General features: G+C 35.6%; 26 protein-coding genes. 20 read left to right on the top strand and 6 right to left on the bottom strand.

The features are described from left to right. The first annotated feature begins 6 nt into the window (after nt 1-6). From J4050_RS03850 to J4050_RS03825, 6 genes are read left to right on the top strand one after another with little or no spacing between them, the layout of a single operon-like run. A complete protein-coding gene (locus tag J4050_RS03850) occupies nt 7-1,119 on the top strand; it encodes a glycosyltransferase (protein WP_208152630.1) in 1,113 nt (370 codons plus the stop codon). Further along, complete coding sequence (locus J4050_RS03845; RefSeq protein ID WP_208152629.1) at nt 1,110-1,664, top strand: RNA polymerase sigma factor; 555 nt, start codon at nt 1,110-1,112, stop codon at nt 1,662-1,664. The genes J4050_RS03850 and J4050_RS03845 overlap by 10 nt, the downstream gene beginning before the upstream one ends. Beyond that, a complete protein-coding gene (locus J4050_RS03840; RefSeq protein WP_208152628.1) occupies nt 1,654-2,883 on the top strand; it encodes an NRAMP family divalent metal transporter in 1,230 nt (409 codons plus the stop codon). Before J4050_RS03845 ends, J4050_RS03840 begins: the two co-directional genes overlap by 11 nt. 49 nt (nt 2,884-2,932) lie before the next feature. Then, nucleotides 2,933-3,805, top strand: coding sequence for a lipoyl synthase (gene lipA, locus J4050_RS03835; RefSeq protein WP_208152627.1), 873 nt, complete (start codon nt 2,933-2,935; stop codon nt 3,803-3,805). Then, nucleotides 3,805-4,821 carry a type I glyceraldehyde-3-phosphate dehydrogenase gene (gap, locus tag J4050_RS03830; protein WP_208152626.1) on the top strand — a complete coding sequence of 339 codons (1,017 nt, stop codon included), beginning with the start codon at nt 3,805-3,807 and terminating at the stop codon, nt 4,819-4,821. Before lipA ends, gap begins: the two co-directional genes overlap by 1 nt. Before the next feature lie 30 nt (nt 4,822-4,851). Beyond that, a complete protein-coding gene (locus tag J4050_RS03825; RefSeq protein WP_208152625.1) occupies nt 4,852-7,092 on the top strand; it encodes an ATP-binding protein in 2,241 nt (746 codons plus the stop codon). Here J4050_RS03825 and lpxK read toward each other — a convergent pair. Beyond that, entirely contained in the window at nt 7,075-8,082 is a 1,008-nt protein-coding gene (gene lpxK, locus J4050_RS03820; RefSeq protein WP_208152624.1) for a tetraacyldisaccharide 4'-kinase, read from the bottom strand. The two genes, J4050_RS03825 and lpxK, sit on opposite strands and share 18 nt — an antisense overlap. A 40-nt stretch (nt 8,083-8,122) precedes the next feature. On the opposite strand from lpxK, the gene J4050_RS03815 reads away from it, so the two are divergent. The 3 genes from J4050_RS03815 (at nt 8,123) to msrA (ending at nt 10,792) form a co-directional block, all read left to right on the top strand. Beyond that, nucleotides 8,123-9,217 carry a Nif3-like dinuclear metal center hexameric protein gene (locus tag J4050_RS03815; protein ID WP_208152623.1) on the top strand — a complete coding sequence of 365 codons (1,095 nt, stop codon included), beginning with the start codon at nt 8,123-8,125 and terminating at the stop codon, nt 9,215-9,217. Between the two features lie 2 nt (nt 9,218-9,219). Beyond that, nucleotides 9,220-10,005 carry a zinc ribbon domain-containing protein gene (locus J4050_RS03810; RefSeq protein ID WP_208152622.1) on the top strand — a complete coding sequence of 262 codons (786 nt, stop codon included), beginning with the start codon at nt 9,220-9,222 and terminating at the stop codon, nt 10,003-10,005. A 124-nt stretch (nt 10,006-10,129) separates the two neighbouring features. Further along, nucleotides 10,130-10,792, top strand: a complete 663-nt coding sequence (msrA, locus tag J4050_RS03805) for a peptide-methionine (S)-S-oxide reductase MsrA (RefSeq protein ID WP_208152621.1) — start codon at nt 10,130-10,132, stop codon at nt 10,790-10,792. A gap of 27 nt (nt 10,793-10,819) precedes the next feature. Here msrA and J4050_RS03800 read toward each other — a convergent pair whose 3' ends face one another. Next, nucleotides 10,820-11,620, bottom strand: coding sequence for a class I SAM-dependent methyltransferase (locus tag J4050_RS03800; protein WP_208152620.1), 801 nt, complete (start codon nt 11,618-11,620; stop codon nt 10,820-10,822). Between the two features lie 35 nt (nt 11,621-11,655). On the opposite strand from J4050_RS03800, the gene J4050_RS03795 reads away from it, so the two are divergent. Continuing rightward, a complete protein-coding gene (locus J4050_RS03795) occupies nt 11,656-12,342 on the top strand; it encodes a hypothetical protein (RefSeq protein ID WP_243878540.1) in 687 nt (228 codons plus the stop codon). Nucleotides 12,343-12,471: 129 nt separating this feature from the next. Here J4050_RS03795 and J4050_RS03790 read toward each other — a convergent pair whose 3' ends face one another. After that, complete coding sequence (locus J4050_RS03790) at nt 12,472-12,906, bottom strand: (4Fe-4S)-binding protein (RefSeq protein ID WP_243878539.1); 435 nt, start codon at nt 12,904-12,906, stop codon at nt 12,472-12,474. Between the two features lie 102 nt (nt 12,907-13,008). Between J4050_RS03790 and kynU the strand changes: the two genes are divergently transcribed. From kynU to J4050_RS03740, 10 genes are read left to right on the top strand one after another with little or no spacing between them, the layout of a single operon-like run. Beyond that, on the top strand, nt 13,009-14,283 hold the full coding sequence (gene kynU / locus J4050_RS03785) for a kynureninase (RefSeq protein ID WP_208152619.1): 1,275 nt from the start codon (nt 13,009-13,011) through the stop codon (nt 14,281-14,283). Further along, nucleotides 14,273-15,673: an FAD-dependent oxidoreductase gene (locus J4050_RS03780; RefSeq protein ID WP_208152618.1), complete on the top strand. Its 1,401-nt coding sequence runs from the start codon at nt 14,273-14,275 to the stop codon at nt 15,671-15,673. The genes kynU and J4050_RS03780 overlap by 11 nt, the downstream gene beginning before the upstream one ends. Before the next feature lie 5 nt (nt 15,674-15,678). Further along, a complete protein-coding gene (locus tag J4050_RS03775; protein ID WP_208152617.1) occupies nt 15,679-16,083 on the top strand; it encodes a RidA family protein in 405 nt (134 codons plus the stop codon). Further along, entirely contained in the window at nt 16,084-16,821 is a 738-nt protein-coding gene (locus J4050_RS03770; protein ID WP_208152616.1) for a DUF6090 family protein, read from the top strand. A 12-nt stretch (nt 16,822-16,833) separates the two neighbouring features. Then, entirely contained in the window at nt 16,834-18,273 is a 1,440-nt protein-coding gene (locus J4050_RS03765) for an aldehyde dehydrogenase (protein ID WP_208152615.1), read from the top strand. 8 nt (nt 18,274-18,281) lie between these two features. After that, the gene (locus tag J4050_RS03760; protein ID WP_208152614.1) at nt 18,282-19,136 is read left to right on the top strand and encodes an alpha/beta hydrolase; all 855 of its coding nucleotides are present in this window, start codon (nt 18,282-18,284) and stop codon (nt 19,134-19,136) included. A 40-nt stretch (nt 19,137-19,176) separates the two neighbouring features. Beyond that, the gene (locus tag J4050_RS03755) at nt 19,177-19,959 is read left to right on the top strand and encodes an SDR family oxidoreductase (RefSeq protein ID WP_208152613.1); all 783 of its coding nucleotides are present in this window, start codon (nt 19,177-19,179) and stop codon (nt 19,957-19,959) included. Nucleotides 19,960-19,991: 32 nt separating this feature from the next. Further along, nucleotides 19,992-20,528, top strand: a complete 537-nt coding sequence (locus J4050_RS03750; protein ID WP_208152612.1) for a 3-hydroxyanthranilate 3,4-dioxygenase — start codon at nt 19,992-19,994, stop codon at nt 20,526-20,528. Beyond that, on the top strand, nt 20,521-21,606 hold the full coding sequence (locus J4050_RS03745; RefSeq protein ID WP_208152611.1) for an amidohydrolase family protein: 1,086 nt from the start codon (nt 20,521-20,523) through the stop codon (nt 21,604-21,606). The genes J4050_RS03750 and J4050_RS03745 overlap by 8 nt, the downstream gene beginning before the upstream one ends. Next, a complete protein-coding gene (locus tag J4050_RS03740; RefSeq protein WP_208152610.1) occupies nt 21,606-22,247 on the top strand; it encodes an O-methyltransferase in 642 nt (213 codons plus the stop codon). Before J4050_RS03745 ends, J4050_RS03740 begins: the two co-directional genes overlap by 1 nt. A gap of 4 nt (nt 22,248-22,251) precedes the next feature. Here the strand turns inward: J4050_RS03740 and J4050_RS03735 are convergent, their stop codons facing one another. The 3 genes from J4050_RS03735 to J4050_RS03725 form a co-directional block, all read right to left on the bottom strand. Then, a complete protein-coding gene (locus J4050_RS03735; RefSeq protein WP_208152609.1) occupies nt 22,252-22,542 on the bottom strand; it encodes a twin-arginine translocase TatA/TatE family subunit in 291 nt (96 codons plus the stop codon). Between the two features lie 63 nt (nt 22,543-22,605). Next, nucleotides 22,606-24,912 (bottom strand): M1 family metallopeptidase, encoded by a 2,307-nt coding sequence (locus tag J4050_RS03730; RefSeq protein ID WP_208152608.1) that lies wholly within the window; start codon nt 24,910-24,912, stop codon nt 22,606-22,608. 66 nt (nt 24,913-24,978) lie between these two features. Beyond that, nucleotides 24,979-25,485: a DUF6702 family protein gene (locus tag J4050_RS03725; protein ID WP_208152607.1), complete on the bottom strand. Its 507-nt coding sequence runs from the start codon at nt 25,483-25,485 to the stop codon at nt 24,979-24,981. Nucleotide 25,486: the final 1 nt, after the last annotated feature.

The following is a 25,486-nucleotide window of genomic DNA, read 5'->3' as shown; positions in this document are numbered from 1 at the left end:
TATTAAATGAGCCTAACTGCTGCTCTGCTCATTGTATTTATAATAATAGTTTGTTTACAACTAGTTTTCTATACTAGTTTTTTGGTTGCTTTTGTTTCAAATAAACCGAGACCTAACAAAAAGAACAATATTGCGCTATCTGTTATCATATGCGCTAAAAACGAGGCTAAAAACCTTAGCGAGAATTTACCTCACATTTTAAACCAGAATTACCCAAGTTTTGAAGTAGTTTTGGTAAATGACAGTTCCACAGACGATTCACTTAAAATCATGAAATCATTTGAAGCTTTGCATGGCAATGTAAAAGTAGTGGACGTTCAACCAAATGAAGCGTTTTGGGGAAATAAGAAATACGCTTTGACTCTAGGTATTAAAGCCTCTGTAAATGATTTTCTCGTATTTACTGATGCTGATTGTAAACCAATAACTAATAATTGGCTACTTAGTTTGAGCTCTCATTTCTCTAATGAAAAATCAATTGTTTTAGGTTATGGTGGCTATACTAAAAAGAAAAAATCACTGCTCAATCAACTTATTCGTTTTGAAACAGTCTTAACTGCACTGCAATACTTTTCTTATGCTTTATTAGGGCAACCATACATGGGAGTTGGACGAAACCTAGCTTACCGTAAAGAACTATTTTTTAATAACTCAGGATTTTCTCAGCACATGGGTCTTATGTCTGGAGATGACGATTTATTTATCAATTCAGTAGCAACAGGTGCAAATACAACAGTTTGCATGGACCCTTCTAGCTTTGCCCTATCTAAACCCAAAACTACTTTTAAAGCATGGATATTACAAAAAAGACGTCATATCGCTACCGCCAAATACTATAAACCAATACACAGATTCTTACTTGGGCTATTTTACCTTACGCAATTGTTATTCTGGCTAATGATTCCAATCAGTACTGTAATTTTAGACAAGCAAGCTTTAGTCCTTTTGTTAATCGCTTTAAGGTTTTGCCTTCAATTGGTAGCTTTCGGATATGCTGCAAAAACCTTTGACGAACGTAAACTCATATTTCTTGCACCTTTACTTGAAGTATTTTTAGTTATTCTACAATTCGTTATATTTATTGTCAACCTAATATCCAAACCTAGACATTGGAAATAACAGACGCCATAACTAAAGCCAAAAACAACGAACAACTAGCCTTTAATTTCCTGTTGGATACTTTTTGGAATGATGTTTATGCCTTTCAATTAAAACGTACGCAAAACGAAAATGATGCTGAAGATATTACCATTCAAACATTTTCCAAGGCGTTTGACAAGATTAACACCTATGATGCCTCTTATAATTTTAAGACTTGGTTAATCACTATATCGAAAAATTTGCACATAGACCTTGTAAGAAAACAAAGAAAAACGATTAAAAATACCTCCAAGGACAATCAGGATCATTTTCTTGAGATTATTGATGATTCCCCTACTCCTGAGGACAAAATTATAACCGATCAAAATCTGGCTAAACTTCTGCGAGATATTAAAAAATTGAAGCCGCATTATCAAGAAATTATAAATTTGAGGTACTTCCAAGAGTTGAGCTATAAAGACATATCTGAAGAACTTAACGAGCCAATGAATAATGTCAAAGTGAAATTATTACGAGCGAAAAAACTTCTGGCCGAAATAATTACCAAACCAAATGCGAGCTAAACTAAAGCAGTTTGGTCCTGGACTTCTCTTTGCTGCTGCAGCCATAGGAGTTTCGCATCTTGTGCAATCTACTAAAGCAGGTGCAGATTATGGTTTAGGTTTATTATGGGCATTATTACTTGTTCATTTATTTAAATACCCATTCTTCCAGTTTGGTCCACGGTATGCAGCTGCCACACAAGAATCTTTGTTGCACGGCTATTACAAATTAGGGAAGTGGGTACTTATTACCTATTTTGTTTTAAACATAGCCACCATGTTTACAATCCAAGCGGCTGTTACTATCGTTACAGCTGGACTTGCTAAATCCCTTTTTGGAAATATTACTTCTCTTGGATTTTTAAGTACTGAAGCATGGACTGTTATTGTGTTACTCACCTGTTTATTTATTCTACTTTTTGGAAAGTACAAAGCTCTAGATAGAACCATAAAAATTATTGTAGCACTTTTAACCATAAGCACTTTAGCCGCTGTTATTTATGCTTTTAAGGATTTTTACGGTGCTGTTTCGTTTTCTCAGGTTTTACCAAATTCAGCAGCTGAAATTACCTTTTTAATTGCATTTATGGGTTGGATGCCTGCACCATTAGATATTTCAATATGGCATTCTATCTGGGCGCTCGAGAAAAAGAAAATATCAAAACAATTTTCACCACGTACTGCGCTTCTAGATTTTAACATAGGCTTTGGAGGCGCCATAGTTCTAGGTATTATCTTTTTATGTTTAGGTTATTTTGTGATGTATAATTCTGGAGAATCCTTTAGTGATAAGGCATTGGTTTTTTCAAATCAAATTATCGAAGTTTATACTTCTAGTCTGGGAAATTGGTCATATTTTATTATCGCCATAGCAGCTTTCACAACTATGTTTAGTACAACAATTACTACTTTAGATGCCTCCCCTAGATCAATGTCCCTAAGCCTTAACATTTTATTTAAGTCATCCATTACAAAAGGATATTTACATTGGATTATAGTACTTACAATAGGTACCATGATTATTTACTTTGCATTTGCTTCTGAAATGGGCTTGCTCATAAAAATTGCCACCATTTTATCCTTTGTAACAGCTCCGTTTTATGCGGCAGCAAATTATTTTTTAATTACCAGCAAACACACTCCAAAAGAATGGCACCCGAGTATAGGCCTAAAAGTATTGTCATGGCTAGGTATTTTATTCCTTGTTGGATTTAGCGGTTGGTACCTATCTACCTTATAACATATTTATATTTTTACTTTGTATCTTTGTTGCCGAAACAAAAAATTGCATGGAAACGACGGTTACTTCAAATATATTACCAGAAAGAAAACCGAAATGGTTAAGGGTTAAACTTCCTACTGGAAAAAAATACACGGAATTAAGAGGACTTGTTGACAAGTACAAATTAAATACTATTTGCACTTCGGGCAGCTGTCCGAATATGGGAGAATGTTGGGGAGAAGGCACAGCAACATTTATGATATTAGGTAATGTGTGTACACGATCTTGTGGGTTTTGTGGTGTTAAAACAGGCCGACCAGAGACAGTAGATTGGGATGAACCTGAGAAAGTAGCACGCTCCATCAAAATTATGCAAATTAAACACGCTGTCTTAACAAGTGTTGATCGAGATGATTTAAAGGACATGGGAAGCATAATGTGGGCCGAAACCGTTAAAGCCGTGAGACGAATGAACCCCGAAACTACTTTAGAAACCTTAATTCCTGATTTTCAAGGCATAGAACGTCATATAGACCGTATTATTAACGTTGCGCCTGAAGTTGTTTCTCATAATATTGAAACGGTTAGACGCCTCACAAGGGAAGTGAGAATACAAGCAAAATACGATCGTAGTATGGGAGTTCTAAAATATCTCAAGGAACAAGGTCAGCGAAGAACAAAATCTGGCATTATGCTTGGCCTTGGAGAAACAAAGGAAGAGGTAATTCAAACGCTGTATGATTTAAGAGAAAACAATGTTGATGTAGTTACAATTGGGCAATATTTACAGCCTAGTAAAAAACATTTACCTGTAAAACGGTTTATAAATCCAGATGAATTCAAGGAATATGAAGAAATCGGACTCGATTTAGGCTTTAGACATGTAGAAAGTAGTGCTTTGGTAAGATCGTCATACAAGGCTCAAAAACATATTAATTAATGATTAGGGTTGCCATTAATGGCTTTGGTAGAATTGGACGTCGTGTATTTAGATTAGCCCTTAAAAATAAACGCCTAAAGATTGTAGGCATCAACGATCTGGCGGATGCCAAGACTTTAGCCCACCTGTTAAAATACGATAGTATCCATGGCAGATTAGATGGCCTTGTTTATCATGACAAAGAGCATCTAATTGTTGATGGAGCTAAAATTCCTTTATTTAACGCAAAACATCCCCAAAATATAAATTGGGCTTCTGTAAATCCTGATATTGTTGTTGAAGCAACGGGTAAATTTAAACTTAGACAAGATTTAGAATACCATTTAAAAAATGGAGCTAAGCATGTCATATTATCCGTTCCTCCGATAGAAGATGATATTAAAACTATTGTCCTTGGCGTTAATGAGCACACTATTTCTGGTAATGAAGGAATAATTTCTAACGCGTCTTGCACTACCAACAATGCCGCTCCGATGATAGATATTATCAATAGATATTTTGGGGTTAAACAAGCCTATATTACCACGGTACATTCCTATACAACAGACCAAAGTTTGCATGACCAGCCTCACAGAGATTTGAGGCGCGCACGAGCTGCAGGGCAATCTATTGTCCCTACGACAACTGGAGCTGCCAAAGCTCTGACAAAAATCTTTCCAGAATTATCAGAAGTTATTGGTGGTTGCGGGATTAGAGTTCCAATTCCTAATGGCTCATTGACAGATATAACCATAAACGTCAATAAACAAACAACTATAGAAGAAATAAATACCCTATTTAAGCAAGAATCTGAAACAAAATACAAGGGTATATTAGAGTATACAGAAGATCCAATAGTAAGCGTTGATATTGTGGGAAATTCCCATTCTTGCATTTTCGATGCGCAGATGACCTCAGTCATTGGAAATATGGTGAAAATAGTTGGTTGGTATGACAATGAAACTGGCTACAGTTCAAGAATTTTAGAATTAATTTGCAATTTATCGGATAAATCATCACTTTTGTCGAATAAATAATTATATTTGTTTTCACAAAATTGTTCTGAAATGTCCCAAATCAAACATTTCATATTTATTTTTTTAATATGTCTCTCGAATACTACCGCTGCCCAAATCAACGGAATCGAGGATAAAGACATGCTTTCTATGAGGCTTCAAAACCATATTGACCAAGCCAAACTAGAAAGTGATAGAGGCGATTACTATAATGCTAAAAACAATCTTGATAAAGCATTAGAGATCGCCATTAAAATAAATGATCAAGAGAACGAGGGTCGCATTTACACTAAAACCGCAAAGCTTCTATTCTTACTCGGAGAAAGTGATAAGTCCAATATTGCCATAAAAAACGCCATTTTAATTCAACGCAAAAACAGTGATTACGATAATCTAGCAATAACGTATAATATTAAAGGGGTAATTCACAGCACTAATGAAGAGTATGAAGATGCACTGGAGTATTTCAATTCAGCAAAAAATTTATTTGAGCAAGAAGACTTAGAAGAGTACATCTCTGAAGTAACCCTAAATGAAGCTAAAGTTCACATCGCACAAGAAAATTTTGACTTAGCAAAAGCTCAGCTAGAGAAAACGGTTATCCTTGCGAAGAAGTATGATCAACAACGGAGATTAAGTAGTGCCTTAATACAAACAGGTAAAGTATCTAGCGCTTTAAAAAATTATGATTTAGCATTAAATCAAGCTGAGGAAGGCCTTTCTCTTGCAATGGCTTACGGAATTACCGAAAACATTAATTCTGGTTACTTAATACTTAGTGCCATACATGAAAAGCGTGGAGACTACAAAAGCTCTTACGATTACATTAAAAAACATATCCAGCTTTCTGATTCTCTCTTAAATATTCAACGCGAAGGCCTCAATGAAAGTGTAACCGGAAAATATATTAATGAGTATAAAGATGCTCAAAACGCACAATTGAAGGCACAGATTGATGATATTAGCTCCGAAAATAATTTTCAGAGGATTACTACGGTTCTGAGTATTGCCTTAATTACTATTCTGTCTTTATTGACCTTATCACTGTATAAAAACAACAACATAAGGTTAAAGACCAATAATATGCTACATAAGAAGAATGACGAACTAATTGTAGCTAAAGAAAAAGCAGAGTTGGCCTCTAAAACAAAGGCTAATTTCCTCTCTACGGTAACTCATGAGCTGAGAACACCACTTTATGCTGTTACAGGACTCACCAACATGTTACTTGATGAGAATCCTAAAGAATCACAAGTACCACATCTAAAATCCTTGAAATTTTCTGGAGACTACCTTCTAACTTTTATTAATGATATTTTACAGATTAATAAAATCGAAGCAAATAAGGTAGACCTCGACCCAGAAAAATTCAATCTTAAAAGCAAATTAGAAAATGTAATGTCTGCCTTGAGCAATTCTGCAAAAGATAACGGTACGACCTTGCATTTTGAATATGAAGAAAATTTACCTAACACCTACATCGGTGATCAGCTTAAGATATCCCAAATCTTAATCAACCTACTTGGTAATGCCATTAAATTCACAAAAGACGGAGACATCTGGGTTAGAGCCTACAAGATTGACCAAAAGGACAACCTTTACACACTTCGTTTTGAGATTGAAGACAATGGTATTGGCATAACAAAAGAAAAGCAAGACTCCATGTTTGACAGTTTCTCACAAGGCTCTGTTCAAATTAACCGAAAGTACGGTGGTACTGGTCTTGGCTTATCAATTGTTAAAGGACTTATCCAAATCCTAAAAGGTAAAATCTACTTAAAGAGTGAGCTTGGCAAAGGCACTACATTCTTTTTTGAAATTCCTTTAGAATACACGGATGATATCCAAGAACCAGAAAAAGTAGAACCAACACAAACACAAGCTATGCAAGATTTGGACCTAAGCACTATCAAAATCCTTATTGTGGAGGATAACAAGATCAACCAGATGATTACTAAAAAAATCCTCAACAAAATGGGACTTCACTGTGATGTTGTAGATAATGGTGAGGCTGCAGTTGAGAAAGTTAAAACAGTGGAGTACAACGTTGTTCTTATGGATATCCATATGCCGGGAATTAGTGGATTAGAGGCCACTAAAATCATTAGAACCTTTGATAAGGAATTAACTATTTTTGCCCTGACAGCCGTTACTTTAGAAGATAAAATGCATGAATTTGGAGAAGCTGGATTCGATGACATCATATCTAAACCCTTTAAGCAAGAAGACTTTGAAAAGAAATTATACGCCGCGCTCTCGGGTGAAAAAATCGTATCAAGTTTCTTTAGCTAAATAAGAATGCACCAAGGCTTCAAATTCAATAGGCCTATCTATTTTGAACCTAATAGGTAAGTAGAACAATTTACCTTTAAGTTCATTAGCTGCTGAAAGTCTAACGTAATCTTTTTCTGTAGTCACAATAAGCTTCTTTTCCGATAGCATTTTTATATCATGAGGTTTAAACTCATGATGGTCCCTGTATTCTATATGCTCAAATCGAAGACCTTTATCGGTTAAATATTCAACTAGCGGTTGAGGATTAGCAATACCCGTTACAAGCGTAAATTTTGGTAAGTCGTCCAATTCTAATCCAATCTTCGACGATTTTAGTTTTTCTGAATAATTTATTTGACTAAAAAATACATCTTGTCCAGCTTTAAGGCTTAACTGAGATAACATTCTTCTTTTTTCATCCTCTTCAAGACCAATAGGACATTTAGTTACAATAATAACATCTGCACGATTAGCACCAGACCTAGGCTCCCTGAGATTGCCAGTAGGAAGAACAAAGTCCTTCGTATAGGGTTTTTGATAAGACGTCAATAAAATATTAAAACCAGCCTTAACGCGTCTGTGCTGAAATGCATCATCTAAAAGAATTACATCTGGTCTATCTTTATATGTAAGTAGTTGCGTAATACCATTTTGCCTATCTGCATCAACCGCTACTATAATTTCAGGGAATTTTCTATAAAACTGATATGGCTCATCACCTATTGAACTTGCGTCTGCTTCTGCATCAGCAACTACAAAACCATCAGTTTTTCGTTTATAACCACGGCTTAAAGTTGCCACTTTATACTCTTTTTTTAAGAGCCTTACTAAGTACTCAATCATTGGAGTTTTGCCTGTACCACCAGTACTTAAATTTCCAACACAAATTACTGGTAAGTTATAAGGCTTAGACTTTAACCATCCTTTATCATAAAAAATATTCCTTAACCAAGTGACTATATAGTAAAATGGAACCAAAGGAAATAATATAATTCGTATGAATTTCATTGCCACTAAAATATGCTATTTTTGATACAAATTAGCACTTATGGTTGTACAAGATGTAATGGAGCATTTACAGGAATTAGCTCCTCTAGCTTATGCTGAAGATTTTGATAATGTAGGTTTACTCGTTGGCGATAAAAACCAAAAGGTTTCTGGTATTTTAGTCACTTTAGATACCTTAGAAGAAGTTGTTGATGAAGCCATTGAAAAAAATTGTAATCTTATTGTGAGCTTCCATCCTATTATATTCGAGGGCTTAAAAAAATTAACCGGAAAAACCTACGTAGAGCGTGTTGTAATAAAAGCCATTGAAAACAAAATTGCCATTATCGCTATTCATACGGCTTTGGATAATGCTTTTCAAGGCGTTAATGATATTATATGTAATAAGCTAGGGTTAAAAAACAAGCGTATCTTAATTCCAAAATTACGGACCATAAAGAAACTGCAAACCTATGTACCATCCGAATCAGCTGAACATTTAAGGCAGGCATTGTTTGCATCAGGTGCAGGGAACATTGGCAACTACGAGTCTTGTAGTTTTAATTTTGAAGGGAAAGGTACTTTTAAAGGTAACTTAAACTCCAACCCTGTTGTTGGCAAAAGAGGGCAATTACATACAGAGGCTGAAATCGCAGTTTCCATAACTTATTTAAAGCATCAAGAATCTAAGATACTAAATGCACTCTTTGCAGCACACCCCTATGAAGAGGTAGCTTATGAAATTTTTAGCTTAGAAAACAACAACCAACATATTGGTATGGGGATGATAGGTGAGCTTGAGGCTGCAATGGACACGCATACTTGCTTAAATTTTATAAAAAAGACGATGAAAGCATCTTCTGTGAGATATTCTAAAGACATTGGGAAACCTATTAGACAGATTGCCGTTTTAGGTGGTTCAGGAAGTTTTGCAATTTCCGCTGCAAAAGCAGCAAATGCAGACCTTTTGATTACCTCTGATTTAAAATATCATGATTTTTTCACTGCAGAAAATTCATTAGTTTTAGCAGATATTGGACATTATGAAAGCGAGCAATTCACAAAAAGCTTTTTAGTAGATTATCTCTCAAAAAAAATTACTAATTTTGCAATCATTTTATCAACGACCAATACAAATCCGGTAAAGTATTTATAATTATGGCAAAAAAAGCTGAAGTTTCTGTCGAAGAACGATTAAGAGCACTATACGATTTACAATTAATTGACTCTAGAGTAGACGAAATAAGAAATGTCAGAGGTGAGCTTCCATTAGAAGTTAGAGATTTGGAAGATGAAGTAGAAGGCCTAACCAAAAGAATAGAAAAGCTAAACGACAGCCTTGCTATTATCGACGATGAGATTAAGGGAAAGAAGAACTTAATAGAAGAAGCTAAAGCCTTAATCAAAAAATATAGCGAACAACAAAAAAATGTTAGAAATAACAGAGAATATAATTCGCTAACTAAAGAAATTGAGTTTCAAGAATTAGAAATCCAATTAGCAGAGAAGCACATCAAAGAATTTAAAGTTCAGATAGAACAAAAGAAAGAGGTAATTACTGAAACGAAAGATCGTTTAAAAGACCGCAATTCACACCTTAAGCATAAAAAAGGAGAGCTCAACGAAATACTTAAAGAAACTGAGAAAGAAGAAGAAGCGCTTTTAAAAAAATCTCAAGATTTTCAAAAGAAAATAGATGAGCGTTTAGTGAAAGCCTACCAAAGAATTCGTAACAACGTTAAAAATGGCCTTGCTGTTGTGCCAATTGAGCGTGGGGCCTCTGGTGGTTCATTTTTTACTATTCCTCCTCAAGTTCAAGTAGAAATTGCATCAAGAAAAAAAGTTATAACTGACGAGCATAGTGGGCGTATCTTGGTTGATGCGGCTCTTGCTGAAGAAGAAAAGGCAAAAATGGAGAAGCTTTTTACTAAATTAGGTAAGTAAAAATAAATTTAATCTTATTATTTAGCCTTGGTCTACTTGCCAAGGCTTTTTTATTTAATATAATTTTAAAACTATTACAGTTAAGGTTTGATAATTTTACACGTCTATTAGAAAAAGAAAAACTATGAAATCCCTTATTTTTAGTATAAGTCTATTTTTAGTATGTAGCTGTCAAAATCAAGCTCAAATAAATCCTAAGCAACAAGCCGTAATAAATGCAGAACCTGTTGAAGTCCCTTTGGAAAATGGTATGGCTAGAGCCTATTTTGCCAGTGGTTGCTTTTGGTGTGTAGAGGCTGTTTATGAGAGCGTAAAAGGTGTGGAAGAATCTATTAGTGGCTATGCTGGAGGATTTACAGATAACCCAACCTATGAACTTAGTAATACAGGCCGCACGGGTCATGCCGAAGCTGTTGAAGTCATTTACAATCCTGAAGTCGTAAGTTTTTCCACTTTAGTCGATGTTTATTTTGGATCGCAAAACCCAACACAAGCAAATGGTCAAGGGCCTGATCGTGGACCACAATATAGATCTATAATTTTCTATCAAAACGAGGAGCAAAAGTCTATTATAAAAAATAAAAAAGCAGAATTAGCAAAAGAACTAGACGCTGAGATTGCTGCAGAAATCTATCCCTTTCAAAAATTTTGGAAAGCTGAAGCCTACCATCAAGACTATGAAAAACGAAATCCGAACCAGTCTTATGTGAGAGCCGTTTCTGTCCCAAGGCTAAACCGGTTTAAAGCAAAATTTCCTGAATTATTAAAAGAGGAAGCCAAGCATTAAAAAAATGCTTACCTAGGCGGCTTTTGCTTAAGATTGAGTTGCTTTGACTTCAAAAATCGAGGGATGCAACTGATTTTTTATTTTGTACATACCTGATTGTGTTTTTATCAAATTAGGAAATATGTTATAAGGGCTTTCATCATATTCATTGAGATATTCAATCTTTAACCCTGATGTAACTAAAGCGTTAATGACTTCGCTTAAACCGTGGTTCCAACCATATTCTTTACTTATCATTTCTGAGTTTTGGTCTGCATAAGTTCCCTTATACTCCTCATAAATCACTTCTTTTTGATTGTAGTGGTATTTCATTTCTGGTGTACCATTACTGTAATCAAACATCCATAAAATCGGATGAAATTCAACCATATAAAAAATACCACCAGGTTTTAAACGTTCTGCAATCATTTGCGCCCAAGGTTTTAAATTGGGCAACCATCCAATAACGCCGTAACTAGTAAATACAATATCAAATTTTTTGCTTACATGTTTTGAAGTATCCAATACATTACAGCAAAAAAAATCTGCATCCAATGACAGTTCTTCATTTAGTTGTTTAGCAAGAGCAATAGCCTTGTCACTGAAGTCAATACCTAGAGTTTTAGCACCAAGTCTACTCCAACTTAAGGTATCCTGACCAAAATGGCATTGCAAATGCAACATGGACTTGCCAGTAACATCACCTAAGGCATTCAATTCATAAGACATGAGTGAGTTCTGGCCAGATTTAAAGGCTTCTAAATCATACATAGCACTCTGTGCATGAGTAGCCACCTTTTTATTCCATGTCTCCTTATTAATATTAAAATAATTAGCCTTGTCTGTCATCCTTCCTTAATTTTGTTCAAAATAAAAAAATTATAATGATGAGATCGATTACCACCCTTCTATTTTGTGCAGTTCTACTAACTTCCTGCAAATCCGATAAATCAAATTCAACACATAAAGGTCAAGACAAATCATTAAGTATTGCTGAAAAGATAGCAAATGCACACGGCTACGAGAACTGGAAAAATGTATCTGAGGTTCAGTTTACCTTTAAGGTAGATAGAGATTCAGTAAAAGGTAAAGGTAGGAATTGGGTATGGCAACCAAAGTCTGACAACATAACTTTAACCATGGGAGAGGAAATCATTACCTATAAACGTAGCGCTATGGATAGTACTCATATTGCTGCCGATAGAGCTTTTGTCAATGATAAGTTCTGGCTCTTTGTACCATTTCAATTGGTTTGGGATACATCTGCAAATGTTAGCGATTCAAAAATAGCTCTGGCACCTATTAGCCAAACAGATATGCAAATGATTACCCTAAGTTATCCAGATGACAGAGGCGGATATACACCAGGCGATGCCTACGACATCTATTTCGATGATAACTATTTGATAAGAGAATGGACATTTAGAAAAGGAAATTCTCCAGAACCAACATTATCCACAACATTTGAAAATTATCAAGATTTTAAAGGAATTAAAATCGCAATTGACCACAAAAGGCCTGATGCTAACTGGAATTTAAATTTTGCCGATGTCAGCGTAGCTTTAGAGTAATATAAACTTCTAACCTCATGTGATTTTAGATGTCTAAAAAGTATTGTGGGACAACATTTGTATTTAAACTCATAGAACAAATTTTACATGGTCCTATTTGGGCATTTAAATATATTGAAAAGCACTTTTCTACCCCTTAAATTCCGCGCTAACATGAGCGCCATCACAATAAGGTTTATTGGCAGATGCACCGCAACGACAGAATGCAGTGGTTCTGTTTTTGGTCTCTGAAATGCCGTCTTTATCAGTCACCTTTAAGGTGCCATAGACCAATAAAGGTCCATTTTCTAAAACCTCAACTTTTGTTTCCATAGTTTCGGCAGATTTATCATCTTCATGAGTCATGTAATAACCTAAAGCACCACTAGGGCATTGCTTTACCTGATCGACTAATGCTTTCGTTGAAGCTGCATCAATTTTTATCCATGGTTTTTCTTTTGGTTGAAATACATTTGGTAGGCCTTTTACACAAATTGCAGAATGAATGCACTTTTCTGGTTCCCATGTAACTGTAACATCCCCATTAGAGTATTCTTTTAATTTCCCCATAATTAACTTTTTCATTTAAAGATACAACTTTTTAACACATCAATTGAAGCCAACAAAAGCCTTTAACGCCTCATTTTAAATGATTATTTTTGTTATCACAGCTAAAATCAATTGTCATTGAGCACTTACAACACAGGGATTGACTTTGCACTTCAACTAGATAAGGCTGACCCATTAGCTTCTTACAGAACTAAATTTCATATCCCTAAACACACAGATGGAACCGATATTATCTACTTCTGCGGAAATTCTCTAGGTTTACAGCCCAAGGTTACCAAAGACTATATTAACCAAGAACTTAAAGATTGGGCCAAACTAGGTGTAGAAGGTCATGTGCATGGTAAAAATCCATGGTTATCGTACCATGAATTACTTACAGAGAATATGGCAAAAATAGTTGGGGCCAAACCGATTGAAGTGGTGGTTATGAATACCCTTACCACTAATTTACATCTAATGATGGTATCGTTTTACAAGCCATCTCAAGAACGCTATAAAATACTTATTGAGGCTGATGCCTTTCCTTCTGACAAATATGCGGTTGAATCTCAACTGAGACATCACGGATTTGATGATAAAGAAGGACTAATTTTGTGGAGCTCAAGAGAGAACGAAGAGTTAGCAAGATATGAAGATTTAGAAGCCATATTAGAAGAACATGGTGATGAAATTGCCCTAATTATGATTGGTGGTGTAAATTACTACACAGGGCAATTCTTTGACCTGAAACGTATTACGGAACTAGGTCACAAAAACGGTTGTGTGGTCGGTTTTGATTGTGCTCATGGTGCTGGAAATGTCAATTTAGATTTGCATAACTCTGGAGCCGACTTTGCCATTTGGTGTAGTTACAAATATCTCAACTCAGGTCCAGGAAGTTTAAGCGGCGTATTTGTCCACGAAAAACATGCTTATAGAAATGATTTAAATCGATTTACCGGTTGGTGGAGCCATAATAAGGAAACTAGATTTATAATGCGTGATGATTTTGATATGCTTCCTGGCGCAGAAGGCTGGCAACTTAGCAATCCTCCAATTTTATCCATGGCTGCAATAAAAGCCTCACTAGATATGTTTGAAGAGGCCGGAATGGATAATCTCATTACAAAATCAAAAAGGCTCACAGGCTATTTTGAATTCCTTCTAAACGAGCTGCACAATGAAAGTATTAAGATAATTACACCTAAAAATCCAATGGAACGTGGATGTCAACTATCTATACAAGTTAAAAATGCTGATAAAAGCCTCCATAATAAATTAACTGATGCTGGTATTATTTCAGACTGGAGAGAACCAGATGTTATTCGCTGCGCTCCGGTGCCACTTTATAATTCATTTGAAGACGTATATATTATGGTTGAACGATTGAAATCAATTTTAAATGAAAGATAAAAAACAAAACATACTTATAATCGGTGCAGGACTCTGCGGAAGCTTATTAGCACTGCGTATGGCTCAACGCGGTTATAATGTATCCGTTTATGAAATGCGACCAGACCTTCGTAAAACTGATATTTCTGCAGGCAGGTCTATTAATTTAGCATTTTCAGATAGAGGTAATAAAGGCATGAAGTTGGTTGGTCTCGAAGAAAAAGTGAAGGCATTGTGCATCCCAATGAATGGCCGTATGCTTCACGATCGAGATGGCAATACCTTTCTATCCAATTATAGTGGACGAGATTATGAATACATTAATTCTATATCTAGAGAGGGTCTTAACGCTTTACTTTTGGATGAGGCCGAAAAACACAATAACGTCAACATACATTTTAATAAGAAGTGTCAATCTGTTGATTTTGAAAAAACCACGGCCTACTTTCAAGACACAATCACAAAAAGAGAATTTATAGAAGATGCCGATTGTATCATAGCTACAGATGGCGCGGGTTCGGCACTACGACGAAGCTATTTTTTAGAGCGTAAATTTTTGTTTAGTTTTTCTCAGCAGTGGCTCAGTCATGGCTACAAGGAACTTACCATTTTGCCAGATGCAAAAGGTGCTTACAAAACCTACAAAAATGCCTTGCATATTTGGCCAAGAGGTGATTTTATGGTCATCGCCTTACCAAATTTAGATGGTAGTTTTACGGTCACCCTATTTTTAAGTTTTAACGAAGGCGAGTACAATTTTAATAATTTAACCACTCCTGAAATTGTTACCGAATTCTTTCAAAAAGAATTCCCAGACGCTTTAGAGCTAATGCCAAACCTTGTAGAAGATTTTTTTGAAAACCCAACAGCCCCATTGGGCACAGTAAAGTGCTCTCCTTGGCATTATAAAGGAAATACACTGCTTATGGGAGATTCAGCACACGCCATTGTACCATTTTACGGACAAGGCATGAACGCGTCTTTTGAAGATGTTGTAGAGTTTGATGCTGCTTTAGAAAAACATGAAGGAAATTGGGAAAACGTGTTTTCGGAATACGAAAAAACCAGAAAGAAAGATACCGACGCCATAGCAGATTTGGCCATTGACAATTTCCATGAAATGAAAGATCACGTGGGTAGAGCTATTTTTCAAGACAAACGAAAAATAGAAATGGCTTTGGAAAAAGCATTTCCAAAAGCATATTCATCAAAATATAGCCTTGTAACCTTTAATGAACATATTGGTTATAGAGAAGCAATGATAAGAGGTCGCGCACAGGATAAAGCGATATTAAACATGCTCTCTGATGGAATTATTTCAACAGAAGCGGTAACAGAAGAAACGCTACAAAAAGTAAAACAAGAAACAGAAGCAATTCTTGAAGATGATAGAATTGCTGGATTACATTAATTATTATGGAAAACAAACAAGTTACCCCAAGAGGTGCCTACCCTCATACCAAACGTGTCGGTGATTTTATCTTTGTCTCAGGGACAAGCTCCAGAAGACCAGATAATACCATTGCAGGTGTAGATATTATTGATGAAATGGGAACAAAAAAGCTCAATGCCTACACCCAAACTCAAGAAGTTTTAAAGAATATTGAACGTAATCTCACTAAAGAAGGAGCTACATTACAAGATGTAGTCGACGTGACCTCATTTCTAGTAAATATGAATGATTTTGCAGATTACAACAGGGCTTACGCAGAATTCTTCGACAAGGCAACGGGTCCTGCTAGAACCACTGTAGCAGTTCATCAACTACCACATCCAGATTTGGTAATTGAAATTAAGGTGATGGCTTTTAAGCCACTATAAATGATTAAATTCTTTCGGCATATACGCAAATCTCTTCTCATGGAGAACAAAACAGGCAAATACTTCAAATACGCCATTGGTGAAATAATCCTCGTAGTAATTGGGATTTTGATTGCTCTTCAGATTAACAATTGGAATGAAAATAGAAAAGAGAAATTAGAAGAGAGTTCAATTCTTCAAAATCTTCATGATGAGTTTTCTGCAAATCAAAAACTATTAAAGAACACAAAACTAAGCTCAGATACCGCTGAAGAAAGTGGTTATAAACTTATGAGTCTTTTTGGCAAACCAAAAGCCTATATTGAAAGAAATAACCCTGATAGTTTATTGTTTTATGTTTTAGAGCCAGGAGAATTTAGAGCAAGTGAAAATACAGTAAATGATCTCATACAATCAGGTAGATTAAAATTACTCAAAAACAAGAAACTTAAAGACCAGCTTTATAAATGGCAGAGTGCCTTAAAGGATTTTGATGCTCAATATAAACGTGTAGAAATCAAGATAGATCAAGATATAATACCTTATTTAAATAAAAATTACGCTTTAAAAGACATAGATAAATACGGCGCTTTAAATTGGAAAGAAGAATCAACTTTAAAAGTGAAAAAGTATGATATATTTAATGATATTGAGTTCGAAAATATTTTAGACGATTATTTATATAGGATTATTAGTTGTCAAAAAAACATTGACAGTATTGAACAAATAATTGATGAAATTTTAAAAGAAACGCGTTAAACCAAAGTTTTGATGAACATCAAAAACTACATAAACGGAAAATTTGAGAATCCAATTGAAAACAATTGGATAGACAACTATAATCCAGCCAGCGGTGAAGTTTACAGTCAAACCCCCAACTCCTCAAAAGAAGATGTTGAGAACGCAGCTGTAGCTGCAAAATCAGCGTTTCCTAAATGGAGCAATACAACTTTAGAAGAACGCAGTCGTATTCTAATTAAAATCTCAGAGTTTTTAGAAGAAAATTTACAACAGTTTGCAGAAGCCGAAAGCAAGGATAATGGTAAGCCTGTTTCTCTTGCTAAAACCGTAGACATTCCAAGAGCAGCGAGTAACTTCAGATTTTTTGGAAATGCCATTACCCAATTTGCTAGTGAGAGTCATGAAAGTGTTGGACAAAACGCCATCAATTATACCTTGAGACAACCAATCGGTATTGTAGGTTGTATCAGTCCTTGGAACCTTCCACTCTATTTATTTACTTGGAAAATTGCTCCAGCATTGGCAGCAGGTAATTGTGTGGTTGCCAAACCAAGTGAGGTCACACCAATGACGGCGTACTTATTAGGTGAAATCTGTAACGACGCTGGTTTACCAAAAGGCGTTTTAAATATCGTTCACGGTTTAGGCACGACTACTGGACAAGCTATTGTGGAGCATCCAGACATTAAAGCCATTTCTTTTACTGGAGGTACGGCAACTGGTGCGCACATTGCAAGAGTCGCTGCACCAATGTTTAAAAAATTATCTTTAGAGTTAGGTGGAAAAAACCCAAATATCATTTTTGCAGATTGCGATTACCAAGAAATGTTGAAAACAACGGTTCGTTCGTCATTTGCCAATCAAGGTCAAATATGCTTATGCGGTAGTCGAATTTTTATAGAGCAATCCATTTACGAGAAATTTAAAGCTGATTTTGTTACTAAAGTGAAACAACTCAAGGTTGGACATCCCAACTCTCCAGATACCAGCATAGGTGCTTTAGTCTCTAAACCGCATTTAGAGAAAGTAAAATCATTCATCGAAATTGGCAAGCAAGAAGGTGGCAAGGTATTGTGCGGTGGAAAGGAAATCAAAGTTAAAGGTTTTGAAAATGGTTATTATTTAGAACCAACCGTCATAGAAGTCCAAACTGATGAATGCCGTGTCAATCAAGAAGAAATTTTTGGTCCTGTTGTCACTATTATGCCCTTTGAAACAGAAGAAGAAGTTCTTGAAATGGCCAATAAAGTGAATTATGGTTTGTCCGCAACGCTATGGACAAATCATCTTAAACGTACCATGCGTATGAGCAACCAACTACAAGCAGGTATTGTTTGGGTCAACACCTGGATGATGCGCGATTTACGCACACCTTTTGGTGGTGTAAAAGCGTCGGGTGTTGGACGTGAAGGTGGTTTTGAAGCCTTACGCTTTTTTACGGAAGCCAAGAATGTGTGTATTAAATATTAAAATAAGACATGAGAAAAACATTATTAGTACTTGGCTGTTTATTTATGCTGATCCTATTAAACACATCATGTAAGAATAATAATCTGGTTGTAAAAACAAAATCGAAATATTACACAGATTCTTTATACAGCAATCACTTAAAAGAATACAGAAAGCACAATATTTACTTACCTCAAAACTTTACGCCTAAAGACAAATACCCTGTCATTTACGCAACTGACGGCGGAACTATTAAAGATGAAAGCTTCTTAAAATCTACCTTAGACTCTTTAATTTCTAATCAAATTATAGCGCCAATAATTTTTGTAGAAAGTCACTCTAACAAGAAGATAGCAGATAGCACAAGTACAACAACTGGAGATGGAAAGGTCGTAAAGTTACAGTACCGCAATTTTGAATATGTCAATTACAGAATCTCCAAGGAAGAAGATGCTTTATTGTATAATAGATTTGATGCTCATAAGTCATATTTTAAGGATGAGTTAATTTCAGAGATAGAAAACAACTTCAGCTTAGAACTAACAACAGAAGATAGGTTTTTCTACGGCGTTTCAAATGGCGCAGGTTTCGGAATGAGTTTATTAAATTCTAATCCAGATATTATTGGAACATATATCTGCCTATCCACTTTTGGGGGAGACATAAGAACTAATACATGGCAAAAGGATATAGAATACCCAAAAGTATATTTACGCTACGGAAGTGAAGAACCTCAATTCCTTAAAGAAGATGCCGATTTTTTAGAAGCAGAATCTAATGCATTAAATTTGACATTAGATGCTAATGAATTTAAAGGTGGACACGACTATCTTAAATGGAGAGAACTCTTAACTGAAATATTGACTGAAACATTCAAAACTTAAAACTAATCGTGAATAAAGTGTACCATAAATAGAGACTATTATGAATTTGGAATTAAATAACAAGCACGCACTAGTTTGTGGTAGTACTGCTGGTATAGGTAAAGCAACAGCACTAGCTTTAGCAGAAGAAGGAGTAAACATAACTCTAATTGCAAGAAATGAAGAAAAACTTAAAGCGGTTTTGAGCGAACTCCCTTCGCATAGAAATCATAGTTATATTGTGGCAGATTTTTCAAATCCCAAAGATTTAAAAATAAAAGTTTCAGAATACATTTCTAAGAATCACGGTTTCCATATACTTATAAATAATACTGGTGGACCTGCAGCAGGACCAATTTTTTCTGCAGATTTAGAAGAATTTCAAAGTGCTTTTACACAACACCTTAAATGCAACCATGTTTTAGCTCAAGCACTAGTTCCTTTTATGAAAAGTGAACATTATGGCCGTATTATCAATGTGATTTCAACTTCTGTAAAACAACCATTAGATGGTCTTGGTGTCAGTAACACTATAAGAGGAGCTGTTGCCAATTGGAGCAAAACCTTAGCTAATGAACTTGGTCAATTTGGTATTACAGTGAATAATGTATTGCCGGGCGCTACCGGAACAGAACGTTTAACCCAAATAATTAAAAATAAGTCATCAAAGACTGGACAAACAGAAGAAGAGGCAGCTACTGCCATGAAAAACACAGTACCGGCAAAACGTTTTGCCAAACCTGAGGAAACAGCCGACGCTATAACATTTTTAGCAAGCGCACGTGCCGCATATATTAATGGAATTAACCTTCCGGTTGATGGTGGGCGCACAAAATCTTTGTAACTTTAGAGAGCTGCAATAAATCAAACAATAATATGAGTAAATTATATCCTCCAATTAATTTTAAATCTTGGATTGAAGAAAATCGTCATTTGTTAAAACCACCTGTGGGAAATAAAGTCGTTTGGAAAGATGGTGATTTTATAGTCATGGTCGTTGGTGGACCTAATAGCCGAAAGGACTTCCATTACAATGAAACTCCTGAGTTCTTTTATCAAATTGAAGGGGACATTGTTTTAAAAGTGATAGAAGAGGGTAATCCTAGAGATATCCATATTAAAGAAGGAGAGATTTTTTTGTTACCTCCTAAAGTACCACACTCACCACAACGTGGTGCCAACACTGTAGGATTAGTTATAGAATATCCTAGAGATGAGGGCGTAAAAGACGCGCTCCTTTGGTTTTGTGAAAATTGTACAACTAAGTTGTATGAAGAAAATTTTACATTAGACAATATTGAAACAGATATGCCTGCCATATTTGATAATTATTATAACGATAAGAAAAAACGCAGTTGTCCAAATTGTGGAAGCATCATGGAACCTCCAAAAAAAGTACAACTCAATGACTAAGAAAAAGCTTAGAATTAACGGTCATTCCCACTTGCTCCCCTATCCTGAAGAAATTCCGGATTTTATGAGGGATAAAGGTATCTTTTGGGTTGATAAAGACCGAAAATTTATGCTACAAAAGGATTGGAATCGTCCCATTACCGATTCTAGTTTTTTTCTTAATGAAAAATTGGAATGGATGGAGCATTTTAAGATTGACCACGCTGTGGTTCTTAATTTGTCTCAGCTTTATGGCAATGGACTTCGTTTAGAGGAAATGAAGCAGGCGCTTAGATTTCAAAATGATTTTAACGCTAGAATTCAAAAAGAAAATCCAAGAAAATTCACTTGTGGTTTTGTGGTACATCCTGGTTTTGTGAGAGGTGCTTGTTGGGAAATTGAACGTTGTGTAGAAGTTTTAGGTATGCAACTATTATGTTTACCAACGCACTATATGGATACCATTGGTACTTGGCGCTGTATTTTTGATGAAGAAAATGAGCCTATTTTTGAATTAGCTGATAAGTACAATCTAGCTGTAGAAGTTCATCCTTATGATGGTGAAAAATTCATAAAACTCGAAAACACCTCCTGGAGATTCCATTTAATTTGGATGTTGGCGCAATGTGCAGATGCCTATCATTTTTTAACCCTAAATGGGTACTATGAAAAATATAAAAATATGCGTGTTTGCTTCGCTCATGGAGGTCAATTGGCTCAAATAAATTTAGGTCGACGCATCCAGGGTTTTGATGGTAGGCCAGACTTATTTGAAGATAAAATTCATCCAAGAAAAGCTGTAGGTCATAAAAATATATTCTTTGACACTCTCGTTCACGACACTAATAGTTTAGAGTTATTAATAAGGAATCAAACCTCTAAGCAAGTCTTAATGGGATTAGACGATCCTTATCCCTTAGGTGAGATGGAGAGCGTGAAACAATCCTCTTATCCGGGAAAAATTCTAGACCTTGCCATTGATCGCAATATAATTAATGAGCAAGAACGTGATGCTATTTGGGAAGACAACGTTATCCAATGGCTTTGTGGTGACGACGAAGAAGCTAAAACAAAATTGGTGAACAGAATTGTTGGCTAATGTATTTTTTACCTGAGAAATTAGATAATTATATTGTATCACATTCTGAAACAGAACCAGAATTACTGAGACAACTTACCCGTGAAACTTATCAAAAAATTTTACAACCCATTATGATAAGCGGTCCTTACCAAGGACGTGTTCTTAGTATGATTTCTAAACTCCACAGACCAAAGGGTATTCTTGAAATAGGAACCTTCACAGGATATTCTACATTGTGTTTGGCAGAGGGTCTAACGCCTAATGGTTTTATTGACACCATTGACATCAATGAGGAATTAAGAGATTTTCAAAGAAAGTATTTTGATAAATCAGACTACGGAGGATCCATTTACCAACATACAGGTAGTGCTACTGAAATTATACCCAACCTAAATAAGACCTACGACCTCGTTTTTATTGATGCGGACAAACCCAACTATTGTAACTATTTTAATTTAATAATTAATAAGCTTAACCCTGGTGGTATTTTACTCTCAGATAATGTTCTATGGCACGGTAAAGTGGTCGAACCTTTAAATGACAAAGATATTTCAACTAAGGCTCTTTTAGAATACAACCAGATTCTCAAAAGTGATCAACGCGTAGAATCAATTATTCTGCCGGTTAGGGACGGTCTTACTATTAGCCGTAAGAGATAGAAATTTACATCTTTCGCTTAATAGACCCAGAAAAATCTTCAATTTCATCTTTGACTTCATTGATTTCCTTTTCTATGTTCTTGGTAAGGTCAGTATCTACGATATTGTTCTCCTGGGCGCTTTTTGTGACTTCGTGCTTAATATCATTAGTTGCGTCTTTTAATGCACGCATTCCCTTACCAAGACCTCTAGCAATATCTGGTATTTTATCTGCACCAAACACCAATACAACAATGAACAGAATAAACACTACTTCTGTTCCACCAATAAATAATAATGTGGCTGATTGAATCACTTTGCAAATATAGAATGAGTTTGTCTATAAAAAAAGCCGACTTTTCTAAGCCGGCTCTTTTTATTAATCTTTAATACTGTTCTTAAATTGATCGAACTGACTTTCCTTGACCTCTCTAGGCCAAGAATTATTTGATGTATCCACATCAGCCGTTTCCAAATCAGGGTCTACAGTAATTTCTACAATTTCTTTATCACTAGCAATGGCACGACTTACTTCTTGATCATTCAGTCTCCATATTTGAGCAGGGTAAGTAACTTTTTCTGTTGTACCATCAGCATACTTATACTGCACAATAAGCGGCATAACCAATCCTCCTGGTTTATCAAAAGTTACCTGATAAAAATATTTTGGCGTTTCCTTTAACTCCTTTTGTTGCTCTTGTGTAAGATTATCCATAATGTACTCTTTTACCGTTGGTAAATTTTCAAGGCTTTCTGGATTGCTTAATGCTTCTTCATAACCTTCTTCGCCTTCAGCTACAAAGTAAATTACATCTTCTGGATTTATACCAAAGCGCTTATAACGTTCTGCCAAACGCTTACCATTTTCATTCGGTTTTGTGGTAACGATATATTTCTTTACATCTTTAACCGCAATATCTGTGTAGTCCGTTGTGTAAAACCATCCTCTCCAAAACCAATCTAAATCAACTGCTGAAGCATCTTCCATTGTTCTAAAGAAATCTTCTGGCGTTGGATGCTTAAATTTCCAGCGATTAGCATATTCTTTAAAGGCGTAATCAAACAAGTCTCTACCCATAATAGTTTCCCTGAGAATATTTAGTCCTGTAGCTGGTTTAGAATAGGCATTACTTCCAAATTGATAGGTGTTTAAACCTTTGGTCATAATTGGTGCTATAAAATCTTGGTCGCCTCCCATATATCTCACGATGTTCTTAGCAGGTCCTCTACGAGACGGATACTTCGTCATTCCTTCTGATAGTGCTGTTGGATTCCACTCCCCAAAGTCTTGTTCTGCTACATATTGCACAAAGGTGTTTAAACCTTCATCCATCCATGTCCACTGGCGCTCATCGCTATTTACAATCATTGGAAACCAGTTGTGACCAACCTCATGGATGATTACGCCAATCATTCCAAACTTGGTCCTATCTGAATAGTTTCCGTTTTCATCTGGTCGTCCAAAATTATAACAAATCATAGGATACTCCATTCCCATAGGCGCATGTACAGAGATTGCTTTATGATAAGGATAATCAAATGTCATTCTTGAATACGATTTTAAGGTACTAGCAACAGTTCTTGTAGACCATTGCTCCCAGAGTGGATTTCCCTCTTTAGAATATAATGAAACAGCCATTACTTCTTTAGTATCCAGCTTTACGGCCATCATATCCCAGATAAACTTTCTAGAGGTTGCAAAACCAAAATCACGCACCATTTGAGCAGACAACTTCCAAGTTTTCTTATCCTTGCTTTTAGTTTTTTCTGTTTTCCTTGCTTCCTCTTCTGTTACAATCATAACAGGTTTATCAAAGGATTTCTTGGCCTTGTTATAGCGCTGCATCATATCTTTGGTAAAAACCTCTTTTCTATTGGTCAAATAACCTGTACCATCTAGTATGTGATCTGACGGAACAGTTATGTTAACATCAAAATTACCAAAAGGCAATGCGAATTCATCACGTCCCCAAAATTGGGAATTTTGCCAGCCTTCAACATCATTATATACGGCCATACGCGGATAAAACTGAGCCATGACGTAAATTCTATTGTCATTCTCTTCAAAATATTCATAACCTGAGCGCCCGCCATCTTTAACATGGTCGTTAATATTATACCACCATTTAATCTTAAACGAGAATTGATCGCCTGTTTTCATCGGCTCTGGCAATTCTACGCGCATCATCGTACGATTTATAATGTGAGGTAAATCCTTGTTATTAATATCTTTTACGTGTTCAATATTAAAACCACCATCAAACCTCTCTTTTAAGTAGGAGTTCACTGCTCTTGACGCAGTGGTTGCCGGACCTATACCCGAACTATTTATCAAAGGTGTTTTACTATCTCTAGCTCTCATATTCTGATCGAGCTGAACCCATAAATAGGTTAAAACGTCTGGTGAGTTATTGGTATAAGTGATGATTTCATCACCATATAATCTGGCATTGACATCATCGATTTCAATGTCCATTTTATAGTCAGCCTGTTGCTGATAATAGCCAGGACCCGGAGCACCCGAACCAGTGCGAAACATGTTTGGAGTTGCAAACTCATCATACAACTGCTTAAATTTATTTTGATTTGTGTGACCTGGTTTTCGCTCTGGTTTTATTTCATTCTGTGCTATCACAGTCGATGTGATGAAAAAAATACTGTATAAAACGAACTTAAAGATTTTCATAACTGTTAATTAGGGTTGATAAAAATGATGCCTAAAATAGGCAATTGCAGTTGCTTTAAAACTTTTTTAATCAAAGTTTAACATGCATTCAGCATTTTCCCGGACCATAAGAAAGCTCTTATTTTTGTCGCTTATTTTGAATCTAGCAATATTTTGCTGCGTATCGAAAATATCTAGAAGAATCTTATTGCTCATGGTGATGGAGTCTATATAGGAAACATCTGCAATTTCTAAATAGCAATACACTATATCTTCTTTATATTCTTTTCCAAGAAATTGAAATTGAACTTCTTCCCCATTGACCCATAGTTTCAACTTTGCTTTTAAATACCGCTCCATTAAACTGTTTACTGATTCCATCTCATTTTCACCAGCTAATAGTAGATTTTCATCATAGCGCATACGAAGTGCTTGTTCAAAATCATCTATGAAAATTTGACTGATTATTTGAATAGTCTGCTGGTCCTTCGCATACTCAACACTTGTGACGCTGACATAATATTCGTGAACCTTGGATACAGATAGCACTACTGGCACTATCAGTAGAATAAGGGCATAATTTAATTTATTCATA

The sequence above is a fragment of the Winogradskyella pelagia genome (assembly GCF_017581965.1).
Taxonomy (GTDB): Bacteria; Bacteroidota; Bacteroidia; order Flavobacteriales; family Flavobacteriaceae; genus Winogradskyella; species Winogradskyella pelagia.
Note: the sequence above shows the minus strand (reverse complement) of the source record. Positions and strands in the feature narration are given on the sequence as shown.